General features: G+C 60.7%; 24 protein-coding genes. 16 read left to right on the plus strand and 8 right to left on the minus strand.

Annotated features, from left to right (window positions below):
* Positions 1-333: 333 nt before the first annotated feature.
* Both ACX3OZ_RS19395 and ACX3OZ_RS19400 read left to right on the plus strand, forming a co-directional pair.
* A complete protein-coding gene (locus ACX3OZ_RS19395; RefSeq protein WP_459105273.1) occupies positions 334-1,146 on the plus strand; it encodes an IS5 family transposase in 813 nt (270 codons plus the stop codon).
* 128 nt (positions 1,147-1,274) lie between these two features.
* Positions 1,275-1,466 carry a hypothetical protein gene (locus ACX3OZ_RS19400; RefSeq protein ID WP_459105274.1) on the plus strand — a complete coding sequence of 64 codons (192 nt, stop codon included), beginning with the start codon at positions 1,275-1,277 and terminating at the stop codon, positions 1,464-1,466.
* 320 nt (positions 1,467-1,786) lie between these two features.
* Here ACX3OZ_RS19400 and ACX3OZ_RS19405 read toward each other — a convergent pair whose 3' ends face one another.
* From ACX3OZ_RS19405 to ACX3OZ_RS19425, 5 genes are read right to left on the minus strand one after another with little or no spacing between them, the layout of a single operon-like run.
* Entirely contained in the window at positions 1,787-3,169 is a 1,383-nt protein-coding gene (locus ACX3OZ_RS19405) for an ADP-ribosylglycohydrolase family protein (RefSeq protein WP_459105275.1), read from the minus strand.
* Positions 3,170-3,188: 19 nt separating this feature from the next.
* Positions 3,189-4,109, minus strand: coding sequence for an ABC transporter permease (locus ACX3OZ_RS19410; RefSeq protein WP_459096110.1), 921 nt, complete (start codon positions 4,107-4,109; stop codon positions 3,189-3,191).
* On the minus strand, positions 4,109-5,176 hold the full coding sequence (locus ACX3OZ_RS19415) for an ABC transporter permease (RefSeq protein ID WP_459105276.1): 1,068 nt from the start codon (positions 5,174-5,176) through the stop codon (positions 4,109-4,111). The genes ACX3OZ_RS19410 and ACX3OZ_RS19415 overlap by 1 nt, the downstream gene beginning before the upstream one ends.
* Positions 5,173-6,699 carry an ABC transporter ATP-binding protein gene (locus tag ACX3OZ_RS19420; RefSeq protein WP_459105277.1) on the minus strand — a complete coding sequence of 509 codons (1,527 nt, stop codon included), beginning with the start codon at positions 6,697-6,699 and terminating at the stop codon, positions 5,173-5,175. The genes ACX3OZ_RS19415 and ACX3OZ_RS19420 overlap by 4 nt, the downstream gene beginning before the upstream one ends.
* A gap of 18 nt (positions 6,700-6,717) precedes the next feature.
* Positions 6,718-7,827: a BMP family ABC transporter substrate-binding protein gene (locus ACX3OZ_RS19425; protein ID WP_459105278.1), complete on the minus strand. Its 1,110-nt coding sequence runs from the start codon at positions 7,825-7,827 to the stop codon at positions 6,718-6,720.
* 160 nt (positions 7,828-7,987) lie between these two features.
* Between ACX3OZ_RS19425 and ACX3OZ_RS19430 the strand changes: the two genes are divergently transcribed.
* From ACX3OZ_RS19430 to ACX3OZ_RS19440, 3 genes are all read left to right on the plus strand, one after another.
* Positions 7,988-9,028, plus strand: coding sequence for a LacI family DNA-binding transcriptional regulator (locus tag ACX3OZ_RS19430; RefSeq protein WP_459105279.1), 1,041 nt, complete (start codon positions 7,988-7,990; stop codon positions 9,026-9,028).
* A 62-nt stretch (positions 9,029-9,090) separates the two neighbouring features.
* Positions 9,091-9,504 (plus strand): recombinase family protein, encoded by a 414-nt coding sequence (locus tag ACX3OZ_RS19435; protein WP_459105294.1) that lies wholly within the window; start codon positions 9,091-9,093, stop codon positions 9,502-9,504.
* Positions 9,479-10,108, plus strand: coding sequence for a hypothetical protein (locus ACX3OZ_RS19440; protein WP_459105280.1), 630 nt, complete (start codon positions 9,479-9,481; stop codon positions 10,106-10,108). The genes ACX3OZ_RS19435 and ACX3OZ_RS19440 overlap by 26 nt, the downstream gene beginning before the upstream one ends.
* Before the next feature lie 342 nt (positions 10,109-10,450).
* Here the strand turns inward: ACX3OZ_RS19440 and ACX3OZ_RS19445 are convergent, their stop codons facing one another.
* The 3 genes from ACX3OZ_RS19445 to ACX3OZ_RS19455 are packed head-to-tail and all read right to left on the minus strand — an operon-like array spanning position 10,451 to position 13,905.
* Positions 10,451-11,209, minus strand: coding sequence for an SDR family NAD(P)-dependent oxidoreductase (locus tag ACX3OZ_RS19445; protein WP_459105281.1), 759 nt, complete (start codon positions 11,207-11,209; stop codon positions 10,451-10,453).
* 30 nt (positions 11,210-11,239) lie between these two features.
* On the minus strand, positions 11,240-12,415 hold the full coding sequence (locus ACX3OZ_RS19450; RefSeq protein WP_459105282.1) for an alanine racemase: 1,176 nt from the start codon (positions 12,413-12,415) through the stop codon (positions 11,240-11,242).
* 44 nt (positions 12,416-12,459) lie between these two features.
* Complete coding sequence (locus tag ACX3OZ_RS19455; RefSeq protein ID WP_459105295.1) at positions 12,460-13,905, minus strand: M81 family metallopeptidase; 1,446 nt, start codon at positions 13,903-13,905, stop codon at positions 12,460-12,462.
* A 93-nt stretch (positions 13,906-13,998) separates the two neighbouring features.
* Between ACX3OZ_RS19455 and ACX3OZ_RS19460 the strand changes: the two genes are divergently transcribed.
* The 11 genes from ACX3OZ_RS19460 (at position 13,999) to ACX3OZ_RS19510 (ending at position 24,793) form a co-directional block, all read left to right on the plus strand.
* A complete protein-coding gene (locus ACX3OZ_RS19460; protein ID WP_459105283.1) occupies positions 13,999-14,709 on the plus strand; it encodes a helix-turn-helix domain-containing protein in 711 nt (236 codons plus the stop codon).
* A gap of 21 nt (positions 14,710-14,730) precedes the next feature.
* Positions 14,731-16,182: an aldehyde dehydrogenase family protein gene (locus ACX3OZ_RS19465; protein WP_459105284.1), complete on the plus strand. Its 1,452-nt coding sequence runs from the start codon at positions 14,731-14,733 to the stop codon at positions 16,180-16,182.
* Between the two features lie 17 nt (positions 16,183-16,199).
* Positions 16,200-17,144 carry an ABC transporter permease gene (locus ACX3OZ_RS19470; RefSeq protein WP_459105285.1) on the plus strand — a complete coding sequence of 315 codons (945 nt, stop codon included), beginning with the start codon at positions 16,200-16,202 and terminating at the stop codon, positions 17,142-17,144.
* A complete protein-coding gene (locus ACX3OZ_RS19475) occupies positions 17,144-17,974 on the plus strand; it encodes an ABC transporter permease (RefSeq protein ID WP_459105286.1) in 831 nt (276 codons plus the stop codon). The genes ACX3OZ_RS19470 and ACX3OZ_RS19475 overlap by 1 nt, the downstream gene beginning before the upstream one ends.
* Positions 17,971-18,981 (plus strand): ABC transporter ATP-binding protein, encoded by a 1,011-nt coding sequence (locus ACX3OZ_RS19480; RefSeq protein ID WP_459105287.1) that lies wholly within the window; start codon positions 17,971-17,973, stop codon positions 18,979-18,981. The genes ACX3OZ_RS19475 and ACX3OZ_RS19480 overlap by 4 nt, the downstream gene beginning before the upstream one ends.
* The gene (locus tag ACX3OZ_RS19485) at positions 18,978-19,955 is read left to right on the plus strand and encodes an ABC transporter ATP-binding protein (protein WP_459105288.1); all 978 of its coding nucleotides are present in this window, start codon (positions 18,978-18,980) and stop codon (positions 19,953-19,955) included. Before ACX3OZ_RS19480 ends, ACX3OZ_RS19485 begins: the two co-directional genes overlap by 4 nt.
* Positions 19,956-19,979: 24 nt before the next feature.
* The gene (locus tag ACX3OZ_RS19490) at positions 19,980-21,587 is read left to right on the plus strand and encodes an ABC transporter substrate-binding protein (RefSeq protein ID WP_459105289.1); all 1,608 of its coding nucleotides are present in this window, start codon (positions 19,980-19,982) and stop codon (positions 21,585-21,587) included.
* 88 nt (positions 21,588-21,675) lie between these two features.
* Positions 21,676-22,512: an acetoacetate decarboxylase family protein gene (locus tag ACX3OZ_RS19495; RefSeq protein ID WP_459105290.1), complete on the plus strand. Its 837-nt coding sequence runs from the start codon at positions 21,676-21,678 to the stop codon at positions 22,510-22,512.
* On the plus strand, positions 22,509-23,444 hold the full coding sequence (locus ACX3OZ_RS19500) for a 3-hydroxyacyl-CoA dehydrogenase NAD-binding domain-containing protein (protein WP_459105291.1): 936 nt from the start codon (positions 22,509-22,511) through the stop codon (positions 23,442-23,444). Before ACX3OZ_RS19495 ends, ACX3OZ_RS19500 begins: the two co-directional genes overlap by 4 nt.
* Positions 23,434-24,303 carry a beta-keto acid cleavage family enzyme gene (locus ACX3OZ_RS19505; RefSeq protein ID WP_459105292.1) on the plus strand — a complete coding sequence of 290 codons (870 nt, stop codon included), beginning with the start codon at positions 23,434-23,436 and terminating at the stop codon, positions 24,301-24,303. Before ACX3OZ_RS19500 ends, ACX3OZ_RS19505 begins: the two co-directional genes overlap by 11 nt.
* A 40-nt stretch (positions 24,304-24,343) precedes the next feature.
* Positions 24,344-24,793, plus strand: coding sequence for a PaaI family thioesterase (locus tag ACX3OZ_RS19510; protein WP_459105293.1), 450 nt, complete (start codon positions 24,344-24,346; stop codon positions 24,791-24,793).
* Positions 24,794-25,302: the final 509 nt, after the last annotated feature.

Genomic DNA, 25,302 nt, shown 5'->3' on the forward strand with positions numbered 1-25,302 from the left:
GAAAATCAGCCATGATGTCTCCTCCATATTCAATCTAATGTCGTATTTTTAACACAATTCGAACGGCCTGACAGATGTGTAGGAATATTGTTGTATTCGGTTTGATTTATTGTAATGGAAGTAGACATTCTTCGTGATGTCTTTGTTAATTGGGCCTTGATCAAAGAACGAACTATATTTTTGTTTGATTTACATTAGCTCGCTGTTGTCACTTTTCTGTGTTCCGGTCTCGATCTCACACTGGAACCGCTGCTTAGAGCCCAACCCAAAAAGGGTTGAGCAGTTTCAGCAGGTTGTGATTCAGTTCGGTTGCGAGACTGAACGGAGACCACAATGGCCTGGACTGAAACTGCCCGACGCCAGTATGCGCGACGTGGACGTCGCTATTCAAGTGATCTGACCGATCCGGAGTGGGCGATCCTTGCGCCCCTGCTGCCGCCGGCGCGGTCTACCGGTCGCCCCCGAACCACGGATTTACGGGCGGTAATGGACGCTGTTCTCTACATGGCTTCAAGCGGCTGCCAGTGGAGCCTGCTGCCTGGAGAATTTCCACCGCCATCGACGGTGCAGCGTTATTTCTATGCTTGGCGCGACAGCGGTCTGCTCGCCATCATCAACCATCACCTGGTGATGGTCACCCGCGAACTGGCAGGGCGAGAGGCCTCACCCTCGGCCGGGGTGATCGACAGCCAAAGCGTCAAAACCACCGAAAGTGGCGGCATCCGGGGCTATGATGCCGGCAAGAAGATCAAGGGCCGCAAACGCCATATCGTCACCGACACGCTCGGCCTCATGGTGGGGCTGGTGGTGCACAGTGCCGCCCGAGTGCTCCAATCCATCCGCTCCAGCTTTCCCTGGCTGCGCCATGTGTTCGCCGATGGCGGCTATGCCGGCCCCAAACTGCGCGGCGCACTGGCCAGGATCGGCGACTGGAAACTGCAGATCGTCAAACGCTCCGATATCGCCAAGGGCTTCGAACTCCTGCCGCGCCGCTGGGTGGTCGAACGCACCTTTGCCTGGCTTGGCCGATGCCGGCGGCTCGCCAAGGACTGGGAGAAATCCATCGCCAGCGCCCAGGCATGGATCTTCATCGCCCACATCCGCATCCTCACCAGGCGCATCGCAAGGCATTGCAATTGCTCATAGAGTTTTGAGTCGGGCTCTTAAATGCTGAAGTGGATGGGTCTTCGATAATTGTCGCAAGGCGCAGCAGGCCACCTCCGCCAGCAAAGCCGTCGAAATCGCTGTCTAAATCGTCAGATAGATGCGCACCGATGTTCGACGCGCTCAGCACCGTGGAACCGCCGGGCCTTGATCTGGCAACCGCCAGAATCCTTGAGGCGACTGACCCTGCCCGCGACGCCTGCCTCTCGTCGAGGATCGCGTCAGAGACCGGCTGGGCCAGCTTTCTGATCGCCTTGGTGATGCCGGCTGACTCGATGGTGTGTTCAGCGCTGGCGACCTGATGATGATGTCCGTGCTGCTCAGCCCAAACACCCGAGCCGCCTCCCGCCGGCTGTGACCCTCAACGAAGACAACCGCCGAACAGCCCCATAAACCTCCACTGCCAACATCCCCGGCGGCCCCCGCAAAGAAAACCAGCCTAACCACTGGACGACTTTTGCGCCGCCCGCATCAGCGCAAATGCCGACGCTCCGTGGCCTAACGTCTCACCGCCATGCACACTGCTAAAGGGCCGATCTGCATTGGCTGGCCCTGAAGTGGGATGGCTTCTTGTGAGCCACCCCACTTTGCACCTGCGCGTTTTACGGCGTGCGGATACCGATTACTGCTTCGCTGCTGCCTTGACGGTTTGGGTCAGCAGGTCCTCGAAGGCGATTGTGGCGGGGCGGCGCATGTAGGTGACGATGTCACCGGCGATGAGCGGCGCGTACCAGCGTTCGGCGATGACGCTGGTGCCCTTGAGGATGCCGATGACGCACAGAATCTGTGCAGCGTTACAGTCCACGTCGTGGCCGATACCGCAAACGATCTCCAGCGTCAGATCGAAGTCGCCATCGCCGAACCAGAGCGCCACGACCTGTGCGGCCGCGTTCGGGTAGACGTGGATCCAGTTATACTCGACATATTCAGCGTCGCACTTGCCCCAGGCCGTCTGCCAATCTTGCGACGTCCGGCAGGCATTGAGCGCAAACTCCAGCACCGCGCCGTATTCCGTACGAGTCGAGAACAATGCGCAGGTGGAGACCAGTAGCTCGCGGGTGTCGTTGGCCGTATAGGCGCGGGCCGCGAGCACGGCGTTGAACACTTCGCCCAGAATGCCATTGCCAGCTGCTGAAATCTGCGCATCCAGGTAGGCCAGGCGTGCGGCTTCACGGGCACGGCCGGGTGCGACCATGCCGCAAATAGTGCCGCGCATCTGGCCGCCAATCCACTCGTCGAATGGATTGTCCATTGACCCGCTCAGCGGCGGCAGGACGCCGCGGCGGATATTGGTCAGCGCAACTGCTTCCGCCGACCAGCCCAGGGGGATCATGCCGGTCCAGCGCTCGGCGATATCGGTGCTGGTGACCGCGTGGCCCTTTTCACCAAAGGCTTCCAGGAATGCCAGCTCAAACGTGATGTCGTCATTGTAGGTGTTAGGTTCACGTACATAGTCGCGGATCGGGCCGAACACCTCGGCAATGTTCTCGGCCGTATAGCCCTCGAGTGCGGTGCCGGCAGCAGCGCCTACGAACTGACCCAGCCAAGCCGCACGGGTCTGGTCGGCGAATGTGTCTCCATGCACGTCGACGGCCTCGTCGTCAGGCCAGACCGTATCCTTGTCCATCGCGTCCCAGTCGGCATAGCGCAGCGTCTTCTGCGAGGGATGCTCGGGGTCGGGCTTGGCATTCTGCATGATCACGCGCAGGCGCATGTCGATCATATAGAGCGTTTCGAAATCGCCGGCCTCAAGCGCGGCAAGGCCCTCAGCCAGCAGGTCCTGATAGGGCGCCAACACATAGCCCTTGCTCACCATCGACTGCAGCGCACCGGCCATCAGGCATTCCGGCGCCGCCGAGCCGGGCACATTGCTCTTCCAGAACATGGCGACTGTCATGTCGCCGGCAGCCATGACAGCGCTGGCATCCCAGGTCTGCTCCTCCGCAGTGCGGACGACTGGCTTGGTGTTGCGCAGCAGGTCGCGCGTCAGTTCCCAGGCTTTCATAAAGGGTATTCCTTCGACGTTAGGAGTGGGTACGTGTCTTGGCCTGGCGGCGGGCTGCATAAACGGTCAGCACCAGCACCGGCACGAGGTAGGGGATCATCTGCATCAGCTCATTGGGCAGGCCCAGGGTCTGCATGGTGATCGCGGTGGTCTCGGCTATCCCGAGCACGGCGGCAGCGGCGAAGGTGCCCCAGGCGGTGCCCATGCCCATCACCTGGGCGGCAATGGCGATGAAGCCGCGTCCGGCAGTCATGTTCTGGGCAAACCAGCTGACATATCCCATCGACAGATAGGCGCCGGCTGCGCCGCCGAACATGCCTGACAGGGCGAGCGCCTGCAGCTGCGTGCGGTTGCGTGAAACGCCCGCCGTGGCTGCCGCTTTGTGGTCAGAGCCAACGGCCCGGATATGGAGGCCAAACGGGGTCCGCGCCAGCATGATTGATACCAGCGGTACCGCCAGAATGGCGACGTAGGTCAGCATATGGTGGCCTGATAGCAGCGGTCCCAGCACAGGCAGGTCACGCACTAGCGGGATGTGCAGATTGGGCAGCACGCCGCTTTTCAACGCGCCCGACATGCCCTTGTCGCCGGTGGCGAGGAACAGTCCCAGCGTCGTCGCCGAAGCCGCCGCCATGTTCAGGGCAATGCCCGTTATGATAAAATGCGTACCCAGACCATTGATCGCCAGCGCCATCAGGGCGCCGAGCATGCCACCACAGACGAGGGCGGCAAACAGCCCAATGAACGGTTGCCCGGTCCAGGCGCTGGCCAGCACGCCAACCAGCGCGCCGGACAGCATGATGCCCTCCATGCCGATGTTCAGCACCCCGGCGCGGTCCGAAATCAGGATGCCCAGCGCCGCCAGCAGCAGCGGCGTCATCACGCGCAGCACGGTTGCGAACAGCGCCGGATCGGAAATGTTGTTCCAGATCGCGTCGATCATGCTGCCTGCTCCTCGCCCTTGATGTCGCGGATGAGCCGCAGGAAAGCGGGGTGGCGGAAAATGGCCGTTGCGGTGACGGTCAGCATGATCGCGGCCGTCACTAGCCCCACCACTTCGCTTGGCACGTTCAAATTGCGCGCAAGGCTATCTCCACCCACTTGGAGATAGGCCAGAAACAATGCCGCCGGGATGACGAGGAAAGGGTTTTCACGCGCCAGGATCGCCACGGTGATGCCGGTCCAGCCATGGCCGGGCAGGCTGGTCCAGGTAAAGCGGTTATAGAGCCCCAGCACCTCGATGGCGCCCGCCATTCCAGCGACGAGCCCGCCGATAATCTGAGCCCGCATGACGAGCCCCGATGCGCTGAGGCCCAGATGCCGCGCCATGCCCGGACCTGCGCCAACGATGCGCACATTGAGTCCCGAGCGCGTGCCATAAAGCCAGATGCCGCCCAGGATGCAGGCGACGAAAGCGATGATGACACCGGTATGCAGGCGCGTGCCCTGCATCAGTCGTTCCAGCGTGAAATCGCCGGGCAGGCGATACGACGCCAGCGCCCCTGCATTGGGGTCGCGCAGGAAATAGTTGAGCACGAAGATGCCCGCATAGAGCAGGGCGAAGTTGAGCACTAACGAGTTGACCATCTCGGACGCGCCGAACTTGACGCGCAGATACCCCGGCACCACGCAAGCGATCGAGCCCACCAATGCGCCAACGAGGATGGCCGTTGGCGCGGCGATGAACCCGGTCAGAGGCAACAGCAGTGCCGCCGCCGCCGCGCTGACCCCGCCGACAAAGAAACTGCCCTCGACACCGAGGTTGAAGCTGCCTGCACGGAAGATCAACGTCGCGGCAAGCCCGGTCAGCATGGTCGGCGTCGCCGCTTCGAGAATATTGCCGATGTGGCGCATCGAGCTGAATGGTCCCAGGATGAACAATTGCAGCACTTGCATCGGCTCGGGCTGTAGCAGGGCCACCGGCACCAGAACGGCCATGATCACAATGGAGACGACGAGCGCGGTGAGCGCGAATTCGGTCAGACCGGCAAGGATGGAGCGAGTCATGCGGTAGTCTCCAGCCCGAGCATAAAGGGACCGAGCTTGGCCGGCGTCAGGTCAGCGCTATTGGGCAAGTTGGCAACCATCCGCCCGTTGAACAGCACGATGACCCGATCGGCCAGCCGCAGTAATTCGTCGAGATCCGCGGTGATCAGCAACACGGCGGCACCCTCGCGCGCCGCCATGTCGATCCGGCCATGCAGGAACGCCGCCGAAGCGACATCGATGCCGCGCGTTGGCTGGTCGGCGATCAAGAACTTTGGCGTTCCGTCCAGCTCGCGCGCCGCGATCAGCTTTTGCGCATTGCCGCCGGAGAGGGAGTCGAGGCGCTCCCCGATGCCACGCGCCCGCACCGAATAATCGGCGACCATGTCGCGCACTTTCTGGCGAATGCTGCGGCGGCGCAGGAATGGGCCCCATTGCCAGCGCACGTCGCCATCAGTACCGGCAATGGCGTTGTCGGCCAAGGTCATGCCTGGCGTGCCGCCCTGAGTGAAGCGGTCAGCCGGCAGATAGGCCAGTCCCGCCTGGCGCCAATTTGCAGCCGACGCCTTGCCCATCTCGGTTCCGGCAAAGTTCACGCTGCCCGAGGACGGGCGCAACAGGCCGCTCAGTACTGCGGCCAGCCCGCGCTGGCCGCTGCCATCCACCCCGGCGATCCCGATAATCTCGTCGCCCTGAATGGTAAAACTGAGGTCGCTGATCCGGTCCGCCGGGTCGTCTGCCTCTGTGGAGAGATTGGACACCCTGAGCAACACCGGCGCCTCTGGAGCCATGCGCTGGCGGCGCGGCACATCCACGTCGCGGCCCATCACCATGCGCGTGATTTCGGCGTCGCTGACATCGGAAAGCGCGGTCGAACCGACGACCTGTCCGGCGCGCAGTACAGTCACGGTGTCGGCCAAAGCGCGCACTTCGTGCAGCTTGTGGGAAATGAACAAGATGGTGATGCCGGTGTCGCGCAGGTCGCGCAAGCGGCGGAACAGTTCTTCGATCTCTGGTGGCGACAGCACAGCCGTCGGCTCGTCCAGGATCAGCAGGCGTGTCTGGCGCGACAGCGCCTTGAGAATTTCTACCTTCTGCTGGGCCGCGATCGAGAGCGTCTCGATGCGTCCGTCTGGATCGACAGCCAAATCGTAACGCTTGCTCAGCGCCAATACCTGCTCGCGCGCCCGTGCTCGGTCAGTGAAAATGGCCTTGGTGGGCTCATGGCCCAGGATGATATTCTCGGTGACGGTCAGGACAGGCACCAGCGAGAAGTGCTGATGCACCATGCCGATGCCATGCTTGCCGGCAAAGTCCGGTGCCGCCCCTGCGACGGCACCATCGATCATGATCTGCCCGGTGCTCTGGTTTTCCAGCCCAAACAGAATTTTCATCAGCGTGGATTTGCCCGCGCCGTTCTCGCCACAGATGGCGTGGATCGATCCCCTGGCGATGTCGAACGTGGCTTCAGTTAGTGCCACGGTGCCGTTCGGGTAGGTCTTGCCGACCTGCCGAAAGGCGACGATTGGGGGAGCGTTTTCCATCTGTGGCGCTAACTCGACTTATGGACGGACGCTATCGCGCAGGGTGTTGAGCGCTGCCGTGTCCATGCCGAAGCCGGTGGGGACCACGATTGCGCCCGATGCGATGCCGGCCTTGGCAGCTTCGATGGCGGCCAGGGTTTCGGGCGACGCCAGCTTTGCCATATTGCCGGTTTCCACCAGGCCCACGGCGTTTTCGGCCAGCCCCACATTTTCAGCCGTGCCGAAGGGTAGCTTGCCTTCGCGGTAAAGCTCATAGGCGCGCACCAGGCTCACATCGACATTCTTGAGCACCGAGCTCACGACGCGGCTCGCCAGTTCAGGATCGCTCTCGGCAAAGATCGATTCCTGATCGGAGTCGACGCCCAGTACATACTGATTGGTTTCCTTGGCGGCGGACACCTGTCCCAGACCGGCCTGCGAAGCGGCGATGAAGCCGATGCCAACACCGGCACGATACTGCGCAAGCCCCAGCTCCTTGCCCTTGGCCGCGTCGGTGAACGAGCCGGCATAGGCGACCGAAACTTTGACCTCCGGGTTGAACGACTGCGCACCAGCCACATAGCCGACGAGGAAGTCATTAATGACCGGAATGTCCATGCCGCCGAGGAACCCAAGGTGCTTGCCGGTGCCTTCGGGCAGGCCCGATTGCAGCAGACCTGCAGCAAGAACGCCACCGAGATAGGAGGCTTCGTTCTGCTTGTACTGGATCGAATAAACGTTGGAATAGGCACCGCCATCATAGGGGAGGCTGGCATCGAACAGGATATATTGTTTGTCCGGATACTGCTCGGCCACATCACCCAGCGTTTCCGACAGAGCGAAGGTGCCGCCGATGATCAGGTCCCAGTCCTGCTCCGACACTTCGAGCAGAGCTGGCTCCCAGCCAGTCGAATCGTCACCAATTTCCAGCACGCGCGTTTCCACGTCGTCGCCATAGGTCTGCTTGATCGTCTCGAGGCCGCGATTGGCCGAGTCGAAGAACGACTTGTCGCCCAGTGCGCCATTGATCAGCAGCAAGATCTTGTCCTGTGCCACGGCGCCTGCCGTGCTGGCCGCGATTAGCGCCGCAACGCTGACGAAACCAAGCAGTGCGAGCCGCGCCCTTTTGTCGATTGAAACCTTTGGCACGATTGTTCCTCCCTCTCTGGATATGAAATTCAAATCCATGACCGCCCTGTCACAAGGCGTTTAATCGTGTAAACTATACATCCAACGCGCTATGTGGAGTCAAGAGGGTTGCAATGTGCGCACTGGAGTGTTGACGAGGAATCGGCGCTAAATAGTACCCATGGTCGAATACAAAATGTCTGAGCGCAAAACTCCAACCATCAAAGACGTGGCCAAGGCCGCGGGTGTGTCGTCCGCAACCGTCTCCTATGTTCTCAATAATCTGAACAAGGTCACGCCTGAAGTTGATGCTTTGGTGCGCAAGGCCGCTGCCGATATTGGGTATTCGCGCAACAATGCTGCCCGTGCCCTCAAGACTGGGCGCAATCAGGTTATCGGTTGCATCCTGCCGAATTTGAGTAGCCCGGTTTTTCCCGAAATCGCCCATGCCGTTCAGGTGCGCGCCGAGGCATTGGGCTATGCAACTTTGGTCATAGACTCGGGAAATGAGCCGATGCGCACGCTGCGAGCGGTGCAGACTTTGCGTCAGCATGGCGTGGACGGGGCAGTCGCCATGCTGCATCCCAGTTTCAACCCAAAGTCCCCACCGATCTTTCCGATGGTCTCGCTCGATATGGCTTTTCCGTCGCTCGATAGCATCCAGGCCGACCACTTCGCCGGTGGTCGCTTGATGGCCGAACACGCGATTGCGTTAGGCCACGGGCGCATTGGCATGCTTTCCGGCTATCAGGAGGTCAGCAGTAACCGCGAACGCCGCGAGGGCTTCATGTCGGTCGCCCGGGGACGGCTCGATATTATCTGGGAGGTGGAAGTAGACCTGCTGCCCCAGTTGCGCCCGGAGGCGGTGGTTGCGATCGGGCGGCGCGAGGTGACCGTGATCGTCTGCGTCAACGATCTGGTCGCCATAGCCGCCCTCAGCGTACTTAAAACTCTCAATCTGCGCGTGCCAGGAGACGTTTCCGTCGTTGGCTTCGACGACATGCAGTGGAGCAGTTGGCCACTGATTGACCTTTCAACCGTGCGCCAGCCTCTCGGCCTTCTAGGGGCACAGGCGGTCGACTTGCTCATCAACCGATTAAAATTTCCGACGGCTCCGGCGGAGGATCGCGTGCTGCCGGTTTCCCTCATAAAGCGCGGAAGTACAGCGCCGTTGGTGCCACCTGTAATTCGGCGCCATCGTGCGACCCCTCCTGATGTATAGGCTTCAATGGCTTAGCGTGCCGATCGGCACCCAAGCCCCACACCGATTAACAGGCCACCACCATCCGGCAGGTGTTCCAGCGCTATTTGGACGTGGGCAATGTGCCGGCTCTGCTGGAGCGCCTCAAGGCGGACAATGTTTTGACGGCGCCGCGCCTGTCCGCCAATGCCCGAAAGCATGGCAACCGCAACTTCACGCGCGGCCATCTCTATAAGCTTCTGTCCAACCCGATCTACATTGGCCGTGTGCCGCATAAGAAGGTCTCGCATCCTGGGCAGCATGAGGCCATCATCGATGCCAAGATATGGGCGGCGGTGCAGGCTCAGCTTCAAACCAACACCCAAGGTCCGCGCAGTCGACGCCGTCGCGCAGCGGCAGAAACCCACCTTCTGGCGATTGGCCGCTGGCGAGATCGAAGCCGCGACTCTGGCCGCTCTCCGCGCGTACTTGATGAACCAACAGCAATTGATCGGTGACTTGGGTGAGGTGAGTGCGGACCAGATCGCTGGGGCGCTGCACCACGCGCAGCGGAGCGCTGAGCTTCTGGGACACCGATTGAGTCAGCCGCAACACGGTGTTGTTCGCGATGTGATCGCCAAGGTTCGATATCGCGATACCCAGTTAGAGCTGGAGATTTCACGAACCGGTTTGCACCGGCTGCTCGAAATTCGACAGTCAGAAAGCACCGCTTGGCCGGCGAACGCCGATCCACACAGCGAGGTCATCAGCTTCCGAGCGCCGCTCGTCATCAGACGGCGTGGCCCGCAGATGAAGATGGTTGTTGCCGGACCGGACAATCTGCAGCCCGACACCGAACTGATTGCCGCTGTGGTTAGGGCGCGCCGGTGGGCCGAACGGCTCACCAATGGCGAAGCCGGCTCGATTGCCCAGCTCGCGGCAGCTGAAAATCGCAGTGCAGCCTATATCAGCCGGATCTTGCCCCTGGCATATCTCGCACCGCGAATTGTGGAGGACATTCTGAGCGGCAAGAGTTCGCCGGATTTGCTGGAGCGGGCGCGCCCGCACCCAGTGATTGACCTTAACTGGCAATCCCAGATCGACACCTTGGCTTTGGTTTAACAGGGTTAAGCCAAAAGGGCCGCACTCATGCCCGTGCGGATCGACAGCAACCGGCAAGATCACGCCGATGTCAGTGCTTCTTCCCGGTTTCTCCAAGCGCGCGGGCGATGGCCTCTGCCTGGATGCAAAAGAGCTGCAGCTCGGGTTCGGGCATTGTCGCTGCGGCCTGCTTGGGCTGCATTTGGCAAAAGCGGGCGCTGCTTATGCCGAATCTCGAGGGTCTAGTATGAAGGCAGGGGAACGACAACTTGCGGCGGCGACAGGGGGCTGTGCCGGACGCTCTAGTAGTCGACCGAACATATTAATAGCGCTCTTGAGGTCTTGGGCTGCGACCAGCGTCGACTACAGTATTAATCCGCCGTCGACGACGACAGTCTGACCCGTGACCATGGGAGCACCAAATCCTAGAAAGATGATCATCTCCGCGAGGTCTTCCGGGGTGCACCAGCGCTTCAAAGGGGTCTGGTCGGTCGAGGAAGCCCTCTGCTCCTCGGTCCAGCTGATTTGCCACGGACTGTCAACCGCACCAGGAGCCACGGCGTTTACGCGCACATCGGGCGCAAGGCCAATGGCAAGGTGTTTGGTCAGGTTGACCACACCGGCCTTGGTCGCGGCGTAGGCCATGCTCGATCCCTTCGCCGTGAGCGCGGCAACCGACGCGACATTGACCACGGCACCGCCAGCGGCCTTGAGTGCGCTTGAGGCTGCTCGGGTCGTGCGGAACATGCCGACCAGGTTTACCGAGATGACAGTGTCCCAGAGTTCATCGGTAATCAGGTCCAGCCGGTTCGCTGGGATAGAAGCATTCACCCCTGGCGTACCGGCATTGTTCACCAGGAGATCGAGGCCGCCCAGTTCGCCGATGGCTTTCTCCACGAACTCGGCCTCATTTCCGTCACCAATTGCACCGGGGGCGCCAATGACGTCGAGGCCCTGCTTCCGGAGGGCTTCGATAGCTGCCAGCCCGCGGGGATCATCGGGGAGGTGATTGATGGCGACTCGACATCCGGACCGGGCAAGCCTGGTTGCCGTCGCCAGGCCGATGCCCGATGCTGCGCCAGTGACGAAAGCGCGCTTGCCGTTAAGATTGTAGGTGATCATGGCTTGGATCCGCCGGAGAATTGCTGTGGGTCAGTTGAACTTGCCGCGAGCGTCCACGGGAATGACCCGTCCGTCGCCCGAGGCCGATCGCAACAGGAAGCTGTCAAACTGCGCGACGACCGCGCAACTGTGCTTGGGGTAGATACGGACATAATCGCCCAGACGCGGGTGTGTGCCTTTCCAGGTGAGGAAGCCGTGTTCCTCGGACATTTTGACGACTGTATAGCTGTCGCCTATGCGCTCCGGATCGGCGGCGACGGCAATGCCATAGCCGGCGTCGCCGGTGCCATGTGGACCAGTATCAGCGCTTAGCGCCTTGGAGCCTGCGTCGATGATGGCGTAGGTGTCATTTACCGCCACCACGCGCGCAATGACCGTCAGGGCGAGGTCTGCGGGCGTACACAGCCCGAGCTTTACAGCGGTAAGGTCGAGAAATGCATAATTTCCAGGGCGGATTTCATTGATGCCCGCCCCGATTGGTGCGCCCAGTGCCGTAGGGGTCGCGCCGGTGCTGACAATCTTGACCATGACGCCGGATGCGGCAAGCTTTGCCACTAGGGCGGCCATGTCGGCACCTTCACGCCGGGCGATTTCGGCGATCTGTTCCGGGCTTTTCGCGCTATAGGCGTGACCGGCATGCGACAGCAATCCGGCGAATTCCAGATGACTGTCGGCAGCCAGAAATGAAGCCAATTCGAGTGCTTCAGCCGATTCCGGCTTTACGCCTATGCGCCCCAGACCGACATCGACCTTTAGGAAGCAGGGCAGGGTGAGCCCGTGTCGCGCTGCGGCCCGGCTGATTGCGGAAGCGCCCGCGCGGCTTCCCGCAATAAAAGTGATACGCGTGTCGTTGGCTTTTGCCGTTTCGAGCAGTGCGTCGACACTCGCTGGATCGACGACCGGATAGGCGAGGGTGATGTCGCGAAATGCGGCCGCTGAAAATACGGCTGCCTCGCTCGGCTTGGATGCTGTGAGGCCGACTGCGCCAAGGCTCACTTGCCGCCGAGCGATCTCGATGGATTTGTGGGTTTTGATGTGGGGACGCAGAGTGACCCCGGCTGCCTCTGCCCTTTGCTGCATGGCAGCAAGGTTGCGCTGCAGGACAGTTTCATCGACTTCGATATGCGGTGTGCCAGCGGTGGCGATGGGCAAATGGCGCCTGAAGAGACGTTGCGTCTCTTCCAATTCGGTAGCGATGGAAGACATAGTTGAATGCTCAATGTTACAAGCTGAAGACAAGGCGCGCACGGCTAGTCTGAAGAAATGGGCCAGAGGTGTCTTGTTGTCTTCGTGAAATTCAGTTCACTGAAATCTGGAGACACGGTGCCGGGAGCGACCGCATAGAGGATGTCATTGGTCAGCGGCGCGAATCCGGCATAAAAGTGCTGCGCGGACTTGGTAACAACGATCCGATAGAGCGCCGGATCGATTCCGAATTGCGTATAGGCATCGGGGTGGAATGTCTGCGTGCGGACCGAGCAGAGAACGATGTCAGTATTGCCGCAGCTGACCCAGGCCGACGTGCCCATGGCTTGCCGACCTTCGGAATAAGCCATGGTTGCGTTGTGCAGAATGCGCTTCACCGTAACCCGAAGATCGAGAGGATCGCCAGATTGGGGGCCAACTTTGCCGCCAACGCGCAGGTCGAGGGTGGCGCCTTCGCCCGCTTCTTCGCAGAACCGGACGGCAAGCGGATCCCAGATCGTGCCAAACAGGACCTTGGCTCCATTCGCGACGTTCAGCAGATGAGAGAGTACGAATGTCGAGTCGCTCGCAGCGCCACCCCCGGCATTGTCGGAAATGTCGGCAATGACGGTCAGTCCCTCCGTGGCGAGTGCCCGTGCTACCGCCGATTCCATGCTCTGGAGCGGCGGGTGATAGCTGTCGCGCAGGGTCAGGACGCGCTCGGAGAACTCCTGTGCTGTTTGATCTGCCAGCGCCCGATCACCGTTTGTGACGACCAGCACCTTTGCGCCAACGTCGGGAACGTCCGCCCAGGGAAAGCCGTGGGAAAAACTGGCTGACAGAATGCCGTCCTGCCGTTCAAGATTGTGCATGTAGTCCACAATCGCGCTGATCTGCGGGTCCGAGGTCCGCCAAACGCCCAACATTTGGCAATCGACGACAGCGGTAACCGGCCGTATTTCCTTTAGGAAAGTTCGTCGGCAGATGTCGTAGAGCTCATCGGCACGCTCGATTGTGTCGGTGTGGGGATAGTGCTTGTAGAGGATGACGGTGTCGGTTGTATCCACGATGCGGTCAGTCAGGTGGCAGTGCAGGTCAAGCTCGACGCCGATCACGACGTCCTTGCCCACGATGGCGCGCACCATCTCGACAAGCTCGCCCTCGCAGTCGTCGCATCCTTCCGATGCCATGGCGCCATGCAGGTTGAGGAGGACGATGTCGACTGGCCCTGCTTCGCGGAGATCCCCGAGGAGCTCGCCTCTCAGGCGTTCCCACACGGGTTGTACCGTACGTCCGGCAGGTTGGGCATAGGCGGCAATGCTCTCGACATAACTGTCGCCACGCTCAGCGGCCTGACGTCGCCAAGCCTTAAGAGGTAGCACGAAGAAGTCGCCGCTGACGAGGCTGCCGTCGCGCCGCTCGTAGAGGCTTTCGGCAAATGTGATCCACCCCGTCGGCAGCGGGGAGAACGTATTCGTCTCCGTTCCCAGAGCTGCAGCGAATATCCTCACCAACGCCATCTCCCTGACTAGCGCTTCAAATACAAATCGAGCATGCAAGTTTTTTCCTATAGACGCAATAATTCTCTTGCAGGAAAAATTTGTTTGCGTATCGTTCAAAGCAGCGGATCGGATCGGCTGTTTGGAGGGTGGATGCAGGATGGAGTAGAGGCTCGTGCAGAGCAGCCAGGTGCCATAGTCCAAGAGGTCGGGTCGCGGTTCAAGGCGATGCGCCTGCAGCGCAAATGGACACTCGAGAATGTCGCCGGACAGACGGGATTGGCTATTTCAACCTTATCCAAGATCGAGAATGGCCACGTTTCGGCGTCCTTCGACACAATCGTCAAGGTTGCGCACGTTTACGGGTATTCGTTCGCTGAATTCTTTGGCGGCCAGATGCCTGCTGACGCGCAGGGTTCTTCGGGTGAAGGGGCTATTGCGCGCCGCACGGTGACGCGTGCCAATGAGGGGACTGAATTTTCGTCCCAGCACTATGAATATAGTGCCCATTCTTCCGAGCTGACCCGGAAGGGGATGATCCCGCTCGTCGCAAAGATTTTGACCCGGGAGCCGCCGCCGGTCTCCGAATGGTCCAGCCATGACGGCGACGAGTTCATCTATGTCTGTGAAGGCGAGGTTCAGGTTTACACCGAGTATTACTCCCCGGTTCACCTCAAGATCGGCGACAGCACATATTTTGACAGCCGGATGAAGCATTTTATCGCTCGCATGTCCGAAGGGCCGGCCACTGTTCTCTCCATTTGCATGACTGAGAAATTCAGTATCGACGACTTCGTCGATGGGACCAGGCAGTAATTTTAATCAAAGGGTGGCTTGATGTCTTACGCCTATGGGGATGCTGGGAACTGGATCGGTGGGCAGTGGGTAGGTGCACGGTCGGGTGAAACCCGCCCCGTGTTTAGTCCCGCCACCGGTGCTGCCATCGGCAGCATTGCCTGGAGCGACCGTATCGACGCCCAGAATGCTATTGCTGCCGCGCGGTCGGCGCAGCGCGAATGGGGCAAGCGTCCGATCTGGGACCGCGCCGCCCAGTGCGACCGGATTGCCGACGCCATGCTGGCTGATGCCGAGCGCCTCGCAGAGCTTCTGGCGCGCGAGCAGGGCAAGCCTATTGCGGAAGCACGTGGTGAAGTCGCCGCTGCCGCGGATGGTTTCCGCATGGCGGCCGCCGAAGCGCGCTATCTGGAAGGCAGCACAATGACGGCCGCGAAGCCAGGTGTTCACGTGGCCTCATATTACCAGCCGCGCGGCGTCTATGCCGTGATCACGCCCTGGAATTTCCCCGTCAATATTCCCGTCGAAAGCCTCGCTCCGGGGATCGTAATGGGCAACGCCATCGTGTGGGTGCCTGCTCCCAGCACCTCGCTGGTTGCCGTTGAACTCTGCAGGATCATCGAGCGGGCAGGCCTACCAGCCGGCGTAATCAACCTGGTCAGCGGACCGGGCGCGGCTGTGGGTGACGAAATCGTCTCCAATCGCGAAACGAATGGCGTGGCGTTTACCGGTAGCGCTGCCGTCGGCAAGCAGATCGCCTCTCGTGCAGCTGGCAAGCCGATGACGCTTGAGCTGGGCGGCAACGGGCCGGCCATCATTCTCGATGATGCTGACCTCAAGGCTGCCGCCAGGGCAACCGCCAGTGCCTGCTTTAGCAATGCCGGCCAGATATGCTCGGCCGCCGAGCGCGTGCTGGTGCATGAGGCGGTCTATGAGGAATTCGCGCAGTTGATGGCTTCCGAGGCGCGGGCGATCGTGGTCGGTGACTCGATGGACCCGGCGACCACGATGGGGCCGCTGAACAATGCTGCGGTATTGCAGAAGGTTCAGTCTCACGTTGCTGATGCGCGCGATAAAGGGGCGCGTATCCTGGCTGGCGGTCATGCCGATCAGGAACGCAGCAATGGGTTGTTCTATCCGGCGACTGTACTGGCGGACGTTACCGGCGACATGCTGATCAGCCGCGAAGAAACCTTCGGCCCGGTGGCGCCGCTGATCAAGTTCAGCTCGGATGATGAAGCTATCCGGATGGCCGAGGAGGATCGGCACGGGCTGGTGGGGAGCGTGTTCACGCAGAACCTGCGGCGCGCCTATCGCTTCATCGAGGAGCTTCCGGTCGGTATCGTCAACGTCAACTTGCCCAACTCCTATTGGGAAACCCACATTCCGTTTGGCGGAAAATCCGGCAAGGAAAGCGGCGTCGGTCGGGTTGGCGGCAAGGGGGCCCTAATTGCCATGAGCGACCTGAAGGTCGCCTGCATCAACGTCGTCTGAAGGGCTGGCGCGGTCAGATGCTCCAGTACCTTTTCAAACGAATTCTGTCGGCAGTCCCGGTCATGCTGGTGGTTTCCGCTGTCATATTCCTGCTGCTTAACCTGGCGCCGGGTGACCCGACCTCGACCATTCTGGGCCAGAACGCCACCCCCGAGGACATCGCGAGGCTGCGCCAGAGTATGGGGCTGGATCAGCCGCTCTATGCGCAGTTTGCCAGCTGGCTTGTGCAGGTGGCGCAAGGCGACCTTGGGGTTTCCCTCATTTCGCAGACGCCGGTCACACAACTGATGATGCAGCGCGCATCCGCCACGGTGAACCTGGCGCTGGCAACTGTGCTGGTCTCTGTCGCCATAGCGGTGCCGCTGGGCGTAATCGCCGCCTACAACAAGGGCAAGCTGCTCGACAAAGCGATCATGTCGATCGCACTGGTCGGTATCTCGGCGCCGGTCTTCATCATCGGCTATTCGCTGGCGCTGCTCTTTTCGGTCCGCCTCGGCTGGTTTCCGATCCAGGGCTATGTCGAGCCCGGCAAGGATGTCGTCGGCTTCCTGCGCAGTATCTCGCTGCCGACCATGACGCTGGCGCTGGGCTATGTGGCTCTCATCGCGCGTATTACCCGCGTTTCCATGATCGAGGTGATGTCCGAGGACTTCATCCGGACGGCGCGGGCCAAAGGCATCAGCGATGCGAGGATCTATTTCGTGCATGCGCTGCGCAATGCCGCGCCGCCCATCGTCACCACGATCGGTATCGGCATCGCCCTACTGATTGGCGGCGCCGTCGTTACCGAAACTGTTTTCAATCTGCCGGGTCTGGGGAGGCTTCTCGTGGATTCCATCGCCTCGCGTGACTACCCGGTCATCCAGGGCATCGTCATCGTTTTCTCCCTCTCCTATATCGTGATCAACCTGCTCGTAGATATCTGCTACGTGGCGATTGATCCTCGGCTGCGGGGGGCATGATGGCATCGCTCACGCTCAAAGCCCTTTCCAAGCACCAGCCGGCCATCATTGGCGGCGCCATTTTGGCGCTCGTGCTCTTTTGCGCCGTCGCCGCAAGCTGGATCATCACTCACGATCCGTCCACCGGCTCTGCGTCGATGCGGCTCAAGCCGCCGTCTGCCGAGCACCTGTTCGGGACTGACTATCTGGGGCGCGATATTTTCTCCCGCCTGATCATGGGCTCACAGGCCTCACTGGTCGTCGGCTTCTGCGTCATGATCCTGACGGCGGTGATTGGCGGCATTCTGGGTCTGCTGGCCGGCTATTACGCCACTTTCGGCGCGATCTTCATGCGCGTCGTTGATGGCGTCATGGCCATCCCCTCGCTGCTTCTGGCAATCGTCCTGATGGCCCTGACCGGTCCCAGCCTGATCAACGTGCTGATTGCCATATCGGTCGCCGAGATACCCCGCATGGTGCGTGTCGTACTGTCGGTGACGGCCGCAAACCGCAACGCGCTCTATATCGATGCGGCCCTGCTTGCCGGGCGGTCGGACCTCTACATCATCTTCCGGCATCTGGCGCCGAGCGCCTACAGCACGGTAGTCGTTCAGGCGACCTATGTCTTCGCCTCGGCTGTGCTGGTGGAATCCGTGCTGACCTTCATTGGCGCCGGCCTGCCGCCCAACATCCCGTCCTGGGGCAACATGATTGCCGAGGGCCGGATGTATTTCCAGGTCTTCCCCCAACTCGTGCTCATCCCTGGGGGGGCGCTGCTTCTCGTCATCATCGCGATCAACATGCTCGGCGACCATCTGCGCGACATGCTCGATCCAAGAAACAAGAAATGATGGCTGCGATGTCAGACCTGCTCAAAATCGAAAACCTGACATGTGCATTCGAAGGCCAGGATCGCACAGTGTTCGCCGTCAACCAGATGGCGCTCGAGGTCAATCCCGGCGAGATCGTCGCCATTGTGGGCGAAAGTGGCTGTGGCAAGAGCGCCACAGCGATGGCAATCATGGGCCTGCTGCCTCCGACCGCACGTGTCTCGGGTTCAATCCGTTTCAACGGCCGCGAACTGCTCAATATGTCGTCGCGCGACTGGCGCAGCGTGCGGGGCGGAGAAATCGGCATGATCTTTCAGGACCCGATGACCGCGCTCAACCCGATGATGACCATTGGGGATCAGATCGCCGAGGTGCTCAACCAGCACAAGAAGCTGTCGCGCGCGGCCGTCAGGGAAGCCGTGATCTCGCTGCTCGACCGTGTTCGGATTCCATCTCCTGCGAAGCGCTACGCGGAATTTCCGCACCAGCTATCCGGCGGCATGCGCCAGCGTGTCGTCATCGCCATGGCCATTGCCTGCCGCCCTAAGCTGATCATCGCCGACGAGCCGACAACGGCCCTAGACGTGACGATCCAGGCGCAGATCCTGGCGCTTCTCGATGAGTTGAGGCGGGAAGTTGGCAGCGCCATCGTGCTGATCTCGCATGACCTAGGGGTGGTAAGCGAAGTCGCCGATCGGGTTGTGGTCATGTATGCCGGCTCGGTTGTCGAGACAGCGCCCACCAGCGATTTGATGGCAGGGCCGCGGCATCGCTATGCATCCCGCCTGATCAGCGCTGCGCCAGACATTGATCGTGTGCTGAATTCCAGCGATGGCAGCAAACCCGCACTCGAGGAAATCCCGGGCGTGGTGCCACAACTGCTCGCACCGCCCACCGCCTGTGTGTTCCGCGAGCGGTGTACGGCGAGCATCGAGCGCTGCGCTACCGAGAACCCGGACCTGCTGCCCGTAAGCGAACGACACAGCGTCGCCTGCTGGAACCCCGTAATGGGGGAGCAGCGGCAATGACCGGCAATCTTCTCCAGTTCGAGAATGTCTCAAAGACCTTCTTTGTGCGTGACGGCATGTTCGGCAAGGTCGGCACCCTGTCGGCTGTAAAGTCGCTCTCCTTTACCGTAGTGCCTGGCGAAGTGCTCGCGCTTGTTGGCGAGAGCGGCTGCGGCAAGTCCACTGTCGGTCGCATGTCCGTGGGCCTGATGCCCGCCACGTCTGGCTCAATCACCGTCAACGGCAATCAGACCGTTGGGCTCTCCGGGCGCAAGCTGCGCGAAGTGAGCAAGGATGCCCAGCTTATTTTCCAGGACCCCTATTCGTCGCTCAATCCGCGTATCAGGGCCTGGGAATCCGTGGCTGAGCCGCTGATTGGATATGGCATCTGCACCATGGCCGATGCGCGTGAGCGCGTCGCGGCGATGTTTGACCTTGTGGGCCTGCGCCGTGATCAACTGGATCGCTTCCCGCACGAATTTTCCGGCGGGCAGCGCCAGCGCATCGGCATTGCCCGTGCTCTGATTGTCGAACCCAAGCTACTTGTTGCCGACGAGCCCGTGTCGGCCCTCGACGTTTCGGTTCAGGCCCAAATCCTTAATCTGCTCAAGGAAATGCATGAACGCATCAACCTTGGCATGTTGTTCATCTCCCATGACCTCCACGTTGTCGCCCAGGTCGCTGACCGGGTGGCCGTGATGTATCTCGGAGAGATTGTCGAGATCGGCGCGGCACGTGATGTGCTGGGAGATCCCCAGCACCCCTACACGGTCGAGCTCCTCAAATCCCTGCCGCGACGCGGCGGCAAGGATGGAAAGCGCAGTGTCCCCATCGAGGGCGATCTGCCTTCTCCACTCAACCCGCCCTCAGGATGTCGCTTCCATCCGCGCTGCCCCAAAGCTGAGCAGAGGTGCCGCGAAGAGCATCCTGCGCTGAGGAGCACCATGCCAGGCCGGGAAACGGCCTGTCTGCTGTATGGCGGGGCTATTGCGTAACTGAATTCAACAAGGAGGAAACTAATGAAAAAGAATATTTCACGCGTCAGATCCATTGCTAAGGTCGTGTCTTCGGCCTCACTCCTGGCTCTCTGCATGTCAGGGTCTACCGCCTACGCGCAGGACCCCAAGGTCATTCGTTTTGTAGGCAGTGCCGAGCCGAAAATCCTTGATCCGGTGGTCAATTCCGCGGCGGTGACCATGGAACACTCGTTCATGGTCTACGACACCCTGTTCTGCCGGACTTCCGACAACCAGACCCAGCCTCAGATGGTGGATTCCTACTCCACTTCCGACGATGGCAAGGTCTTTACCTTCAAGCTGCGTTCCGGGCTGGTCTTTGCGGATGGCGCACCTGTCACCGCAGCCGACGCCGCCGCTTCTGTCGAGCGCTGGGCCCAGCGCGATGTGACGGGCCTCGAGCTTCTCAAACTCGGCATGAAGGTCGCTGTCGTTGATGACAGCACCTTCAGCGTGTCGCTCGACACCGCTTCGTCCGTCATTCCTGATGCGTTCGCAAAGCCGGCCGCTTACCCGCTGTTTGTGATGCGCGCCAAGGACGCCGCCCTGCCCATCACGGAAGCGGTGACCGAATATATCGGCTCCGGTCCATTCGTGTTCAACACAGCCGAATACGTGCCGGGCAGCAAGCTCGTCTATGACAAAAACGAGAACTACGTGCCGCGCTCTGAACCGGCTGATGGCAGTTGCGGTGGCAAGGTCGTCAATATCGACCAGGTTGTCTGGACGGTGATGCCTGACGCCGGCACCGCGGTTAACGCCCTTGCCCAGGGCGAGGTCGACATCGTTGAACAGGTTTCCATCGACCTGCTTCCCATTCTCGAGGCTTTCCCGGACGTCAAGGTGGAGACCCTCAACTCGCAGGGCGCCATGGGCTGGCTGCGCATGAACTGGAAGGTCGCGCCCTTTGATAATCAGGCGGCCCGCACGGCTATGACGCATCTGGTCGACCAGACTGAGTATATGCGCACCACATCCGGCGCCGACGGCACCTACTGGGCCACCTGCTATAGCGTCTATTCATGCGGCGGAAAATACGAGAACGATGCCGGCATGGAGACCTACAAGGATCCAAGCATCGACAAGGCCAAGGCGCTGCTGTCAGAGGCTGGTTATGCCGGCGAGCCCGTGGTCCTGATCGGTGCATCCGACAACAAGGTCCTGTACGACTGGACCATGATCACCGCCGATCGCCTAAAGGCAGCCGGTGTCAATGTCGACCTGCGCATGATGGACTACGCCACCATGCTGCAGTCGCGCTATAAGCCGGTTGGTGAAGGCGGCGAGTGGAACGCCTATGTCACCTGGGACTTCGGCGTGACGCTGGACAACCCGCTCAGCAACTACAACCTCGTCGCACAGTGTGAAGCAGGCACGTTCGCTGGCTGGCCATGTGATCCGGAACTGGAAGCGTTGCGCGCTGCTTGGCCGGTCGCTCCCACCGCTGAAGCGGCTGATCAGATCGCTCTCGATATCCAGAAGCGCGCCGCTGAAGACGTGGTTTTTGTTCCGCTCGGCCAGTTCTTCACCCCGACCGCGTATCGCAGCAATGTCACCGGTATCCTGGGTGGCCCGCTGGTCGTGTTCTGGAACATGGACATCACCAACTAAGGTTGGCCTGAAATCGCGGGTGGGTCCCAAGGGGCCCACCCAATATTCTCAACCATACTCGGCGCATTCCGCCCGACTGGACAGTTTCATGTCTTACACGTTTATTCCCGATCGCATGTATCGCATGCCGGTGCATTTTGGCCCCTCGCTGGGACCGCGCCAGGGGCCCGACGGCGGGCGCTTTGACTGGAGCGAATTTGAGTGTGACTCGGTTGTTGCGCACTATCGCTCAGACCGCGCCCCAATCGAGAAGATCCTGCCGCCGCGCTTCGAGTGCTATGGTGACCCGATCGTTTCGATCGGCCTGACCTATAACCGCAACATCCCCTGGCTTGCCGGGCGCGGCTACAACACACTGGGTATGCGTTGCCCGGTCCAGTTCAACGGCAAGAACGGCCCGTTCATTGGCTCGCTGCTCCTGGTCCTCTGGGAGAACATGGCTGACCCCATCACTACGGGACGCGAGGAACTTGGCTTCTCCAAGGTCTATTGCGACCTGCCGCCGCCACGCCGCACCCAGACCAGCATCACCTGCGAAGCCAGTTGGGAAGGATTCCGGTTCTTCGAGCTCGAGCTCAGCGACCTGCAGCCCACCACCGAACCCCTCGTCGATCCCGCGCCCGATACGGGCGGCGAGATCATGCACTACCGCTACCTGCCGCGCACCGGGGAATGGGGCAAGGCCGAGGTCGAACAGGTCACGACGGGCAACCAGCGGCCGAAGCCGGGCGTAGGAAGCGTCCTAGCCGCAGCGACGGGCAAACCGCGCATCCAGTACAATCTGCCTCGCTGGGAAGACATGCCAACCCAGTGCCAGATTATAGAGGGTCTAAATTCCCTGACCCGGGACGAAATCCTCAATGGCTATTTCGTCTCGACCAAGGGCCACAATGTCGACCTGCATCATCAGAGGATCGTCGAATGACACCGCCTGACTTCGCTTCGGTCAAGCGTATAGCCTGCATTGGCGGCGGCACGATCGGCGCCGGCTGGGCTGCCTATTTCCTTGCGCGTGGCTTCGATGTCGCCGTCATGGACAATAGCGCTGAAATCCGGGATGCCCTGCCTGGAAACATAGCCCGCATCTGGCCGAGCCTTGAGCAGCTCGGCCTAGCGCCGGGTTCCAGTCAGGATCGGTTGCGGGTGGTTTCCACCATTGCCGAAGCCGTCAGGGATGCCGACTTCATCCAGGAAAACGTGCCCGAGCGCGTCGACCTCAAGACCGACACCCTGTCCCAGATCGATGCCCACGCGCCCAAATCCACGGTGATCGCCAGTTCGACCTCCGGCATCCTGGCGAGCATTCTGGCGTCGGCCTGCAACACGCCGGGGCGGCTGGTAGTGGGGCACCCATTCACCCCAAGCTACCTCATCCCGCTGGTCGAGGTCTCGGGCTCAGATCAGACCGATCCCGCCGTGCTGGAATGGGCCATGGGATTCTACAGCGCGATCGGCAAGTTTCCAATGTTGATCCGCAAGGAGGTGACCGGCTTCGTGGTCAATCGCCTGCAGAATGTGCTTCTCGATGAGGCCAGCCGGCTCGTCAATGATGGCGTCTGCAGCTATGCCGATATCGATGATGCGATTGTGCAGGGTGTCGGCTTGCGCTGGGCCTTTATGGGGCTGGCCACCGCGGTACATCTGACGGGCGGGAGGGGCGGCTACAAGCACGCCTTGCACCAGTTCGGCTGGCGCGGCGGTGATGTCAGCCGGAAAAGCCTCGGGGACGCGCTCGAGGAGCGACTTGGCAATGTGCCGATGTCGGAGATCGAGGCCTGGCGCGACCAGAATATCATCAAGGTGATGCAGGCGCGCGCGGCGATGCCCACCAACCCGGTGCGCCCGAATGAAGCGTAAGGTCATTCTCACTTGTGCCGTCACCGGCGGCACGCCTATCACCCCGAACAGCAAATATGTCCCGATCACTCCGGAGCAGATTGCCAATGAGGCAATCAGCGCGGCGCAGGCTGGTGCGGCCTCGGTGCACCTGCATGTGCGAGACCCGCAGACCGGCGAGCCATCGATGGGCATGGCCTACTATCAGGAAGTGGTGGAGCGCGTGCGCGCGGCCGATACCGGCGTCATCATCAACCTGACCATGGGCATGGGCGCCAGCTACATACCCGCCGACAATCGCGGTGAGCCGCCTGTTTCGGTGGTGCATCCGCCCGCTGAACGGGTGGCTCATGTCGTTGCTCTGCGTCCTGACATTTGCACACTCGACGTCGCGACCATGAATTTTGGCGACGTCGCCATGGTCAACACCGCTGCCCATCTCAAGATGATGGCGGCCGCCGTCCGGCAGGTGGGCGTCAAACCGGAGCTTGAAGTTTTTGACCTAGGTCATATCGAACTGGCTTTGCGTCTCATCAAAGACGGTCACATCGAGGCGCCTGCCTTTTTCCAGTTCTGTCTGGGCATTCCCGGTGGCGCGCCTGCCTCGTCTGAGGTTCTGCAGGTCATGAAGTCCTTGCTCCCTGCACAGCACGTCTGGTCAGCCTTCGGTATCGGCAGAAGCCAGATGACCATCGTCGCGCAGTCGGTCATTCTGGGCGGGCACTGTCGGGTAGGCCTGGAAGATAACCTGTTCCTCGAGCACGGTGTGCTTGCACCGGGTAACAGGGTGCTTGTGGATCGCGCTGCACAGATCATTCGTGATTTAGGGGCCGAGCTTGCGACGCCGGATGAAGCCCGCATTATCCTGGGCATGGCCTGACCAAAGCCATGTGCCAGCCTAGTTACGACAGATCGATCCAATGACCCCGGACAGCGATGTGCCATCCCAGCCGTTTGATCCTGAGCAGGACGGCTGGACCCGGCGCGAGACCAACCCCTTTTTTGAAGCCTTTGAACCGCAGTGGATCAAGGGGAGGGGGGGCGACTATGCAGCAGCGCTGGTCTGCCCCCCCACGATGCTTAATGGTTACGGGATCATGCATGGCGGCGCACTCGCTGCCGCGTGGGACCAGTTCCTCGGCAGCGCCGTCGCTGATGTCGTGCTCGTTGGTACCGATCAGCATGCCGTGACCATACAACTGAATATCAACTTTATGGCAGCCATCAGGAGAGGGGAATTCATCGTCGCCCGGTTCCGCGTGCCACGCCAGACGCGTTCCCTCATCTTTATCGAGGGAACCATGTTGGTTGGCGACGAAATCGTTTCGACTGCTCAGTCCTTGTTCAAGATCATGAAATCTCAGGGCTGATCAATCCGACCAACTGTGGAAGGAAATCTCCCGACTCGACGTCCGACAGCGCTGGCTGCCTGCCTGTAGAGATCGAGTGTACCATTCCGACCTTCGTAGCAAAGGTCAACGAGTTTACGGCCGGGCAGCGAACGACAACCGCCTAATGCGCAGGCATAAGCTCATATTGGCAGGTTATGTGAAACCGCCCGAATGATTTCCGAACTAACATTATTCGGGGAAATGGCCGTTGGAGAATGGAGATAGTTGGGGCCGTTTGGGCTTGCCTCAAGGCAGTCTCCCGAAGAGTTTCGCCATTTCCCGCCGTGAATTGCTACGTGAATTCAGCGACTTAAAAATCAATGCTATCGGAGATCAATTTTCGCAACGAAAACAAGGGGTTAATGGCGGTGCACGTAGTCGCCGCAAACCAGGCTCCGTTCCCTGCTAACGCCGAATTACAGGGATTATTGGAGAATGCTGACGAATTCACCCTCGTTGCGTCCCGGCCAAGTAGCGGCAGTGCCAAT

The sequence above is a fragment of the Devosia sp. A369 genome (genome assembly GCF_054489345.1).